Here is a 9,558-nt window from a genome sequence, read left to right on the forward strand (position 1 = left end):
TCTTCAATACGTCGCGTCGGGCCGCCACCACACTGCCGCTTTCCCCGTTGAGAAAGCCTACCCATGGAGCAGTTCCTGATCGTCGCCCTCGCCCACTTCCTTGCCTTGCTCTCGCCGGGTCCGGACTTCTTTCTGGTCGCCCGCACCTCGGTCAGTGCCGGGTGGCGGATCGCCAGCGGTGCCTGCCTGGGCATTGCCCTGGCCAATGGCGTGTTCATCGCGGTGGCCTTCGCGGGCCTGGCCATCCTGCGTGAAGGCAGCACCTTGTTCATCAGCTTGCAACTGGCCGGTGCAGCCTACCTGCTGTACATCGGCACGCTGTTCGTGCGCCATGCCGGCCAGACCGAGCTGGCCACAGTGCATACGCACCGGGCAACCACCAGTTGGTGGCGTGGCCTGGGCATGGGGTTGGTGTCGGGTATCCTCAACCCGAAAAACGCGCTGTTCTATGCCAGCCTCGCCAGCATGGTCGCCAGCAGCAGCGCCGGCTGGAAGTGGCTGTATAGCGCGTGGATGTTCGCGGTCGTGCTGCTGTGGGACTTGCTGGTCGCTGTGGCCATCGGCAACCAGCGCGTGCTGCGGCGCTTCGCGCGCGCCCTGCCCTGGCTGGAACGGGCTTCAGGGATCATGCTTGTTGCCCTGGCCGTTGCGCTGCTGGTGCATCTGCTGCGGGGCTGACCAGCGTCAGGCTGGCCAGGTCCATCAGGCTGAAACAGCCGCTGGCCCAGCCGCCGGTGTCCAGGTGCCAGACATTACCCAACTGCCTGGCCTGCAACACGGGCGTGTGCCCAACCAGCAAGGCCCTGAGCCCATCGACGGGGGTTGTGTCAGCGTCCTTGAGGCGCTGCCGTGACCACTGGCACACCTCGCGCACGTGGGGGTCGTCATCGAACAGGAGGCTATCGCGCAACGTGGGCCAGTCAGTGAACGGGCTGTCGGCATGCAGCAGGCCCACCGCACCCGCCGCTGTCTGCACCTCCATGGCAATCGGCAACTGCAAAAACTGCTCGACGAACACTTCCTGCTCCGATCGGGGTTTGTCGAGAAACCAGCCACCGCCCGCAGCACGGTACATGTCCAGGTCCAGGCGCCCGCCACGCAGGTAAGTGATCGCCAGCGCCTCATGGTTGCCCTGCACGGCGTGAAACCAGGGCTTGGCGAGCCATGCAAGCGCGTCTTCACTGTGCGGCCCGCGGTCGACCAGGTCTCCGACGCTGAACAGCCGGTCCACTTCCGGGTTGAACGCCACATCGGCCAGGCACTGCTCCAGGCGCCGAAAATGCCCGTGGATATCACCCACGGCCAGGTCACGCCCCTTGCTGTTGGCGGCTACCCGCCGAAACCGGCTCATTACAATCTTCCTCTGTCGCAGCCCCTTGGCAGGCGTAAAATGGAGCGACCGCAGCCCGCCCCGGAGGTGCATCATGCGTATCGCTCTCGTCGGTGCCGTGCTCATGGCGCTATCAGTCAACAGCATGGCACAAGGCACCCCTGCTGCGCAGGTCGAGGTGCGTTTCAACCATCCGGAAAAATTTCGCGACGCGAGCCTGGACAGCGCAGGCTACGAGCGCGGCGCCGACAGCTACGTCATGACGACGCTCACCCAGTACCTGCAGAAACTTGGCCTGCGCTATCTGCAACCCGGCCAGCAACTGGTCATCGACATCAGTGACATCGACCTGGCCGGCCGCTTCGAGCCCTGGCACAGCCGCGCCTACGACGTGCGCTTCATGCGCGATATCACCTGGCCGAGCATCGACCTGAGCTACACCCTGAGCCAGCCCGGCAAACCCGACCAGCAGGCCAAGGAGCGGGTGAGCGACAAGATGTACCTGAGCCGCCCTGGCCGCAGTGCCAGCAACAGTGACCGCCTGTACGCCGAGAAAGCCATGCTCGATGACTGGTTCCGCCAGCGTTTCGCTGCCCACCCGGCTTCGTGAATTACCCTTCACTGGTACAGGCTAACGTGCCGGTAGTATGCTCGGCCCTTCGACCTGTACCAGGGAAGGGACGCATTGATGAAACTCTGTGCCGTGCAATGGGCATCGCAAAAGGGCGATCTGGCCGCTAATCTCAGCCGCCATTTGCGCTGTATCGAGCAGGCTGCGACGCTAGGTGCCGACGTGGTGGTGTTCCCCGAACTGTCCCTGACCGGCTATGAACCTGCGCTGGCCCGAACGCTGGCATTGCCCGCCAGCACCGATCTACTCACGCCACTGCAGGCGCTCTGTGACCGGCTGGGAATCACGGCAGCCGTAGGCCTGCCGCTGTCGACCGCCGAAGGCATCCGCATCGGCATGCCGATCCTGCGCCCTGGCCTACCGCGCCTGACGTATGCCAAACAACGCCTGCATGCTGACGAACTGCCGTTCTTCACGGCGGGTGACCAGCCCATGGTGTTTGCGGTCGGGCAGCGGCAGCTGGCGCCTGCCATCTGTTATGAATCCATGTTCATGACCCATGCCGAAGCAGCACAGGCGCTGGGCGCCGAGCTTTACCTTGTCAGCGTGGCGAAGACTGCCAAGGGCATTCGTGAAGGCCATGAGCACTATCGGCAGGTCGCCTGCAGCCTGGGTATCCCGGTGCTCATGGCCAACTGCGTGGGCCCCACCGACAACTTCACAGGTGCCGGCGGCTCGGCGGCCTGGGATAACCACGGCAACCTGCTGGCCGTTCTGGACGACCGACAGGAAGGCTTGGTCCTGCTCGACATCGCGAACAACAGCGCCCTCGGCGTGCCGCTGGATGCCTCTATTGTATGAAGTACCTGCTTTTTACGTTGGCCAGTTTTGCCGCTACTTACTACCTGGTTGGCCTGTTGATCCAGGGCCAGTTGGCTGAGATCGCCGAAGGGTTGCGGCACCGGCCCGATGCGCCGACTCCCGGGCAATACCTGCGCGAAGTCAGGCCGCAGGCTCGTCGGGCGCACCGGCAGTACACGCTGATGGCGGGGTCAGTAGTGGCCTTGGTCGTTTGCCTGATTGTGTACGGGTTGAGCTGAGGGCGGCACACCCGGCTACACGTCCAGCGCCAAGCTTTGGCGGCCTTCCAGCGCCAACAGGTACTGCTTGGCCGGCAAGCCGCCGGCAAACCCGGTCAGCCCCCCGGACGCGCCAATCACCCGGTGGCACGGAGCGATGATGGAAATGGGGTTGCGTCCGTTGGCAGCGCCCACGGCCCGTACCGCGCTGGGGTTGCCAATCTGGCGGGCAATGTCGCTGTAGCTGCGCGTCTGGCCAAAGGGAATGGTCAGCAACGCCGCCCATACCTGGCGCTGGAACTCGGTGCCGGCAAAGTCCAGGGGCAGTTCGAAACACCGGCGCGAGCCTGCGAAATACTCACCCAGCTGGTGCGCGGTTTCGCGCAGCACCGGGTGCTGGTCATCGCGGTGCAACTCGCCCAGGCGCACGCGGTTTTCCCGTTCCTCTTCCCATAGCACGGCAGCGAGCCGTTCGTTGCGAGCCACCAGCGTCAGGCAGCCGACTGGGGATGGCATGAAGGTGTAGGCGCTGGACATGCGACGTTCTCGTTGTGTGGCAAAGTCAGCGCACTGTAACGCCGCCCCCTGGGCCTGCGCACCCGCTTTCTTGCGCAAGCAATTGCTATGCGGCAATACGGCGAGCCTCTGCCAGGTTGATCCGCGGGACCAACGCCGGGGGGATGCGGGAACTGGCCGATACGTTGTACACACGAAAATGTTCATCCATCACCTGCTCGGCCATCAGGGTCAGCGCTGGCAGGATACGGCTGTGCCAATGCTGATCGAGGCCACAGGGTGAATGTTCGCCGTCATCGGTTTCATAGAAGCGGCCCACCGATTGGTCAAGGTCCACCCCGACCAGCAGCACCTGCTCGAAACCTAGGTGATAGGCCAGTTGCAAGGCCACATACACCACCGTGCGAGCATCGTAGTAGCCAATGGAAAGGTCCTTGCTGAACGCGATCGAACTGCCTCGCTTGCTCCATAACGCCCGGCTGCAGACATGGCTGGCTCCGCCTCCGCGCAGGCAGTCGAATACCCCAGGATTGGCGGCCTTGTGCAGCGGGTAGCACTCGGTACCCGGCGGGATATCGGCCCCCGCGAACTGCTCAGGCCATAAGGCAAGGCGTTCACTGTCACGCAACGCGAGGGCAAACAGCGCAGGCTGTTGATCGCGAAAGCTCTTGTCGGTGCACACGTAGAAAAAAGGTTTCACGGCACAGGCGGCAGTGAGCGCGACAGAGCCGTTCATGGCGATGATCGGCAGGTGAGCGAACTCACCCAGCGGAAAATGCCGGGCGGAGGCGCCGGACGCAAGAATCACCACGGTACCCTGCTGGGTATTGCGACACGCCTCAAAACTGGAGAACGCCCCGCGTTCAGCATTGAGCTGCGACGGAAGTGGGTTCATCAGGTACATCTTCTGTTTTGTTTATACAAAACAGAATAACCACCCCTGAACAACCCGCGACCTTTTTTACAAAAACCTTACACGAATCGACCAGCGGGTCTCAAAACGTCTTGGCCAGTCGGCAGCAGGCCGCGCTTTTATTCATGAGTCGCCTTGATGGTTATCTGCTACCAGACTAATACTTAGGGCTCTGCCTGGGGAGGCACCAAGTATGCAACCGAGATTCGTTATCGTACCGGCTGTACCCCTCGAAAAGGAGTCCTTGCGCATCGGTAGCAGGTACTGTGCGGCTACCGTATGCGCAGGCTTCGACATCTACGACAACTATGCGAAGGAGCGGCTCAAGCCCAGCTACCCGAGCAGGACCGCGGCAGAAGTGCAGTGCCGGCGCATGAACCTGGCCGGCGAGGTGCATTGACGCTTGTGTTGGGGGTGGGTTGCCCTACCCCCGCGCAGGCTACCGAACTGGCGTGTCAGAGGGTGCTGTGGGGTACATCTTCGTCCTCGCCCGCCTGCCATCCGGCAATGAGCCGCTCGGCGTTCGCTTCGCAATCCATCCCCTGCGGCTTGCGCTCGATACCCGCGATAACCGCCAGCAACTGCGCCCGGTTCTGCGCCAGTCGCTGCTGCATGGCTTCGATTTCCGCCACTTTGCGCTTGAGGCTGGCCAGCAACAGGTCATGACGTGCGGCACCGGCACCCGATGCCTGGGTGAGCGTGCGCATTTCCTCCAAGCTGAACCCTGCCTGCTGGCCACAGGTAATGATTTCCAGCGACCGCACCACCTGTTCGGGGTAATCCCGATAGCCGTTGCCCAGGCGCCGGGCTTCGATCAGCCCACTGGCTTCATAAAAACGAATGCGTGAAGCACTCAGCCCGGTGCGCCGGGCCAGTTCGCCAATTTTCATGTTAGGTAAAATGCCCTCTTGACCTTAAGGTTTACTTTAACCTTAGCCTTCTCCAAAACCCAACCCTGCCGCGGCCCGGTCCGATGCACGGCATTTTTTGGAGAGATCACCATGCGCCCCTTCCAACCCCTGCGTCTGCCCAATGGCAGTGTCATTCCCAACCGCATTGCCAAGGCGGCCATGGAGGAAAACCTGGCCAACCCGGACCAGACCCCATCCGATCAATTGCTGCGCTTGTACCAAGCGTGGGCCGAGGGCGGCGCTGGGCTACTGCTGACCGGCAATGTCATGATCGACCCCGCCGCCATGACCGGTCCCGGCGGCGTCATGCTCGATGACAGCCAGCCATTGCAGCGTTTTCGCCAATGGGCTCAGGCTGGCCGGGCCAAGGGTGCGCAGTTCTGGATGCAGATCAACCACCCGGGGCGGCAAATGCGCGCGCACCTGGGCCAACCTACCGTGGCACCTTCGGCCATTGCCTTGGACATGGGAAGCCTGTCCAGGCTGTTCCCCTGCCCCGGGCCTTGGATGAAGAGGAAATCGCCGCGCTGATCCACCGTTTCGCCCGCACCGCCGCCCTTGCCGAAGAGGCCGGCTTCAACGGTGTGCAGATCCATGCTGCGCATGGTTATCTGCTGAGCCAGTTTCTGTCGCCCCTGAGCAATCAGCGCCAGGACCGCTGGGGCGGCAGCCTGGAGAATCGCGCGCGCTTGCTGCTGGAGGTGGTCAAGGCCGTACGTGCAGCAGTGTCCCCAGGTTTTGCCGTGGCCGTGAAGCTCAACTCGGCAGACTTCCAGCGCGGCGGTTTCGAACCCGCCGACGCGCGCCAGGTAGTGTTATGGCTGAATGAACTGCCGGTAGACCTGGTAGAGCTGTCAGGCGGCAGTTACGAGGCACCTGCGATGCAGGGCGATACCCGTGACGGCCGTACCCTGGCCCGCGAAGCCTACTTCCTGACATTCGCCAGCGAAATTGCCAGCATTGCCAGAATGCCCGTGATGGTTACGGGCGGCATCCGCCGTCTGCCGGTGGTCGAACAGGTGCTCGACAGTGGCGTGGCCATGGCCGGAATCGCCACCGCCTTGGCCATAGACCCCACGCTGCCCAAACGCTGGCAAGGCGGCCAAGCCAGCGCGACGGCCCAACTGCAGCCCATCCGCTGGAAGCGCAAGGCGTTCGCCGCGCTCGCCTATATGGCGCTGGTGAAAATGCAAATGCGCCGGCTGGCGGCCGGAAGCCGAGCCAAGGGACAGGCTTGGCCACTGCGCGCCGTGCTGCTGGAGCAATGGTGCACCCTGCGCCGGGTGAGGCAGTACAGGCGTATGATGAATAGCCGACTGGGTTGATGCTGTGCCATGCCGGCGTTCTCTGACGGGAGCACTGCCATGAATACATCGATCTTCCCACTGATGTTGGCACTGGGCGCGTTGCCCGGCTGTTCGAGCACCGCATCCCTCTACCATGACCAGCCGCTGGTATCGAAAGTCGATAACGGCATGAGCAAGGAGCAAGTGCTGCAGATAGGCGGCAAGCCGACGGCTGAGTCCGAGCGCACCGTGGTACCCGGTTCGTGCTTTGACTACCTACTGGTCAGGTCGGGCCAGACTCAACCCTACAGCGTCAGCTTCGACGGGAATGGCAAGGTGGACAGGACCACTTTCATGACCTGCGCCGAATGGAGCGCTGCTCAGCAGAAAGCCAGGCGGCCTTCACCGAGCATGGGCGGCTTTGGCGGATCGGGCTATTGACGGGTGATCACTCGAGGCAATCCCGAGCCACCTGGCGCAGTTTATCGCCGGTCAGGAAGCTGCCCTTGTAAAACGTTGCACGGCTGCCATCGTGGTACTCGACCACTTCCAGGACCACGTCTGAAGTCACGGCACTGGGTGCAGTCAGGCGATAACCGTGGCTGATGGATTTTTGCGTGGTCTGCGGCGAGAGTGCTTGCCATTTGGGCAGCACACAGGCGGCGTAATCACTGGGCGACTTCTTGGTAAGTTTACTGGCAGTAGGCTTGCCCGGGTTGGCACAGCCGGCCAGGCCCGCAACCAGAACAGAGCAGAACAGAATACGAAGTAGAGGCATTTGCAATTGACCGATATGGACCTGGGGCATATTACCCTCACTGGCGCGCCAACACTAATCAACCAAGGTCGTGCTCTGCCCGGACGCATGAGCGCGCAAGACTTCTGTCGCATTTCACCGGCTCCCAGGCAGCCGTAGACTTCGACCCGCTGATGGATCAGCACCCATCGCAAAAAGCCCGCGCTCTACGGTGCGGGCTTTTTGTCTTGTTGCCACCGGTTTATGGGCTTGGCTAGGCTTTTGAACACATGAGCGCAGCATCGAGCAACCGCCCATGGTCATACCAGGCGTCGCGTTGATAGGCGGTGAACTGATGATGCGTACCGGCGCCGTGCACTTCGACAAGGCCGTTGGCTGTAGTGGGGTCTGTGCTGTCCACGAACAGTTGCACCGAGTCGCCGCTACCCACTTCATAGGTGGTCGCATTACGCTGAAGTTCACCTTTGACGCACCCCAGATAATCGGGCGGGCTTTTATCGGTAGTGCCAAAGGTATAATCGTGTCCTTCACGAACATCCGGGTTGTGTGCACACCCTCCCATCAAGATTGTGAAAACAGCGGATACCAGTATTGCGCCTGCGGCTGACCTGAAACTCTTCACGCGACACACTCCTGCTGCCCCCGCGGTGGTGAACCAAGGCCATCGAAACAGCAATACCCTTTTTTTCGTTCTGTGGCCTACATACTACCCCTCGTTAGTTTCAAGGTAATATGCTTGTTCGTTATATCGAACGTGTGCTGACTGAAGCGCCCTCCAGCAGAAATAGGCCTGCTACATTCGCCGCCGTCGACCCATGCGCCCGCTACTGCCGATAACTGTAAAAACCAGCCCGGGGATCCAGAAGGCAGGATTTGCGGTGGCCAACCCCAGTGCCAACATTGATACGCCTATACCGATCATGACCGGTCTTGCTCCTTGATGATGTTGAAACGTTGCGCTAGGTGTGTCAGTCCTGCTCTGTCAGTTCGCAGACGCCATTCGCACGGCCCTTACCGGTGTAGGAAACGCTCACCGTGCCATCCGGGTTGACCATCAGCGACAGGGTTACCCCACTGCCCTTGGCCTCGAAATACGTATCGCTGAACTTCTTCAGCTTGGCTTGCTTACCATTTATGTAAACGGGGCCGCCCTCATCCGCATGCACTTCGATGTTGCCCGGGCATGTGGCGTTCACGAGCGGTATTTCTGCACTGGCAATCCCCGAAACACCTAGCAAGGCCAACCCTAGCAAATGCCGCTTCATTCACACCTCCTGATTCAATACGCTCACCTAACCAGGGCAGATTAGCACTGGCACGCACGCAACTTCTGCCTTGATGCGACAAGAGCACATTTGTACGCCTGACCAGGCAAACACCTCGATACCCGCGGTTGCCGCTGGGGGTGCTAACTAGCCGACGGGTTATCGACTAGAGGCCTCCCACTATTCATGTTAAAAGCACTCTCAGGTAAAACACGGCGTTCGATGCCTAATGCTTCCTCAATCAAGTCATTACACCGCGCGCGGCAAGCGCATTGCACAGATACGTGGCAAGGTCGGGCTGTGTTTTGTGGCAGCACTTTCCTTCCTGGCTGGCATGACGGATGCGGTGGGCTTTACCGCCACGGGCGATTTCGTCTCCTTCATGAGTGGCAATACCACGCGACTGGCCGTTTCGATTGGCGAGGGCGACTCTTGCGCCATCCTCACCATCGCAACGCTGATTGTGGCGTTCGTCGTCGGCAACGCCATGGGCGTGATCGTGGCGCGCTGGGTAAATCGGCGCTCTTGGCCCTTGCTCCTGTGTGTGGGGGGCCTGCTGTGCCTGGCTGGGGTGCTGCCGACACCGCTCGTGGCACTGGTCTGTGCCGTGCTTTCCATGGGCATGATCAATGCGGTCGTGGAGGAAGTGAATGGGCTGCCCATCGGGCTGACGTATGTGACGGGCGCCCTTTCTCGCTTCGGGCGCGGCCTGGGTCGCTGGCTAATGGGTGAGCGCAAGCCTGGGTGGCGGGTGCAACTGGTACCTTGGCTTGGTATGTTGCTGGGGGCGGTAGCGGGCGCGCTGTTGCAAAGCACGTTTGGTATGACGGCGCTGGCAATCAACGGCCTACTGGCGGCACTGCTTGCCACCGCTTCGATTGTCATTCCGCATCGCTGGCAACGGGCCTACATGCCGAAGTAGCGCGAAGG

Annotated in this window: 14 protein-coding genes and 1 pseudogene; 8 read left to right on the forward strand and 7 right to left on the reverse strand. The window is 61.6% G+C overall.

The genetic code is table 11. The features are described from left to right. Positions 1-63: 63 nt before the first annotated feature. Positions 64-678, forward strand: a complete 615-nt coding sequence (locus APH34_RS02160) for a LysE family translocator (RefSeq protein WP_054899533.1) — start codon at positions 64-66, stop codon at positions 676-678. Here the strand turns inward: APH34_RS02160 and APH34_RS02165 are convergent. After that, on the reverse strand, positions 626-1,351 hold the full coding sequence (locus tag APH34_RS02165; protein ID WP_054899534.1) for a metallophosphoesterase: 726 nt from the start codon (positions 1,349-1,351) through the stop codon (positions 626-628). The genes APH34_RS02160 and APH34_RS02165 overlap by 53 nt on opposite strands. Before the next feature lie 73 nt (positions 1,352-1,424). Between APH34_RS02165 and APH34_RS02170 the strand changes: the two genes are divergently transcribed. The 3 genes from APH34_RS02170 (at position 1,425) to APH34_RS02180 (ending at position 3,001) form a co-directional block, all read left to right on the forward strand. Then, positions 1,425-1,940: a DUF3016 domain-containing protein gene (locus APH34_RS02170; protein ID WP_054899535.1), complete on the forward strand. Its 516-nt coding sequence runs from the start codon at positions 1,425-1,427 to the stop codon at positions 1,938-1,940. A 78-nt stretch (positions 1,941-2,018) separates the two neighbouring features. Then, on the forward strand, positions 2,019-2,762 hold the full coding sequence (locus APH34_RS02175; RefSeq protein ID WP_054899536.1) for a carbon-nitrogen hydrolase family protein: 744 nt from the start codon (positions 2,019-2,021) through the stop codon (positions 2,760-2,762). Next, positions 2,759-3,001 carry a hypothetical protein gene (locus APH34_RS02180; protein ID WP_054899537.1) on the forward strand — a complete coding sequence of 81 codons (243 nt, stop codon included), beginning with the start codon at positions 2,759-2,761 and terminating at the stop codon, positions 2,999-3,001. Before APH34_RS02175 ends, APH34_RS02180 begins: the two co-directional genes overlap by 4 nt. Before the next feature lie 15 nt (positions 3,002-3,016). Here APH34_RS02180 and APH34_RS02185 read toward each other — a convergent pair whose 3' ends face one another. Together APH34_RS02185 and APH34_RS02190 are read right to left on the reverse strand one after the other, a co-directional pair. Continuing rightward, a complete protein-coding gene (locus APH34_RS02185; protein ID WP_054899538.1) occupies positions 3,017-3,517 on the reverse strand; it encodes a methylated-DNA--[protein]-cysteine S-methyltransferase in 501 nt (166 codons plus the stop codon). A gap of 85 nt (positions 3,518-3,602) precedes the next feature. After that, a complete protein-coding gene (locus APH34_RS02190; RefSeq protein WP_054899835.1) occupies positions 3,603-4,391 on the reverse strand; it encodes a hypothetical protein in 789 nt (262 codons plus the stop codon). Between the two features lie 211 nt (positions 4,392-4,602). Between APH34_RS02190 and APH34_RS02195 the strand changes: the two genes are divergently transcribed. Next, positions 4,603-4,809, forward strand: a complete 207-nt coding sequence (locus APH34_RS02195; protein WP_054899539.1) for a hypothetical protein — start codon at positions 4,603-4,605, stop codon at positions 4,807-4,809. A 55-nt stretch (positions 4,810-4,864) separates the two neighbouring features. Here APH34_RS02195 and APH34_RS02200 read toward each other — a convergent pair whose 3' ends face one another. Beyond that, positions 4,865-5,299, reverse strand: a complete 435-nt coding sequence (locus APH34_RS02200; protein WP_054899540.1) for a MerR family transcriptional regulator — start codon at positions 5,297-5,299, stop codon at positions 4,865-4,867. 111 nt (positions 5,300-5,410) lie between these two features. Here APH34_RS02200 and APH34_RS02205 point away from each other — a divergent pair. Both APH34_RS02205 and osmE read left to right on the forward strand, forming a co-directional pair. Beyond that, a pseudogene (locus tag APH34_RS02205) lies at positions 5,411-6,645 on the forward strand (NADH:flavin oxidoreductase/NADH oxidase family protein). A gap of 39 nt (positions 6,646-6,684) precedes the next feature. Further along, entirely contained in the window at positions 6,685-7,047 is a 363-nt protein-coding gene (osmE, locus tag APH34_RS02210; protein ID WP_054899836.1) for an osmotically-inducible lipoprotein OsmE, read from the forward strand. 7 nt (positions 7,048-7,054) lie between these two features. Here the strand turns inward: osmE and APH34_RS02215 are convergent, their stop codons facing one another. From APH34_RS02215 to APH34_RS02225, 3 genes are all read right to left on the reverse strand, one after another. Beyond that, entirely contained in the window at positions 7,055-7,384 is a 330-nt protein-coding gene (locus tag APH34_RS02215; RefSeq protein ID WP_371263287.1) for a hypothetical protein, read from the reverse strand. A gap of 232 nt (positions 7,385-7,616) precedes the next feature. Further along, positions 7,617-7,985 carry a hypothetical protein gene (locus APH34_RS28510; protein ID WP_082422707.1) on the reverse strand — a complete coding sequence of 123 codons (369 nt, stop codon included), beginning with the start codon at positions 7,983-7,985 and terminating at the stop codon, positions 7,617-7,619. A gap of 346 nt (positions 7,986-8,331) precedes the next feature. Next, positions 8,332-8,628, reverse strand: a complete 297-nt coding sequence (locus tag APH34_RS02225) for a hypothetical protein (protein ID WP_054899543.1) — start codon at positions 8,626-8,628, stop codon at positions 8,332-8,334. Positions 8,629-8,857: 229 nt separating this feature from the next. Here APH34_RS02225 and APH34_RS02230 point away from each other — a divergent pair, with 229 nt between their 5' ends. After that, positions 8,858-9,550, forward strand: coding sequence for a YoaK family protein (locus tag APH34_RS02230; RefSeq protein ID WP_054899544.1), 693 nt, complete (start codon positions 8,858-8,860; stop codon positions 9,548-9,550). Positions 9,551-9,558 lie beyond the last annotated feature (8 nt).

It is taken from the genome of Pseudomonas sp. NBRC 111131, assembly GCF_001320525.1.
Taxonomy (GTDB): domain Bacteria; phylum Pseudomonadota; class Gammaproteobacteria; order Pseudomonadales; family Pseudomonadaceae; genus Aquipseudomonas; species Aquipseudomonas ceruminis.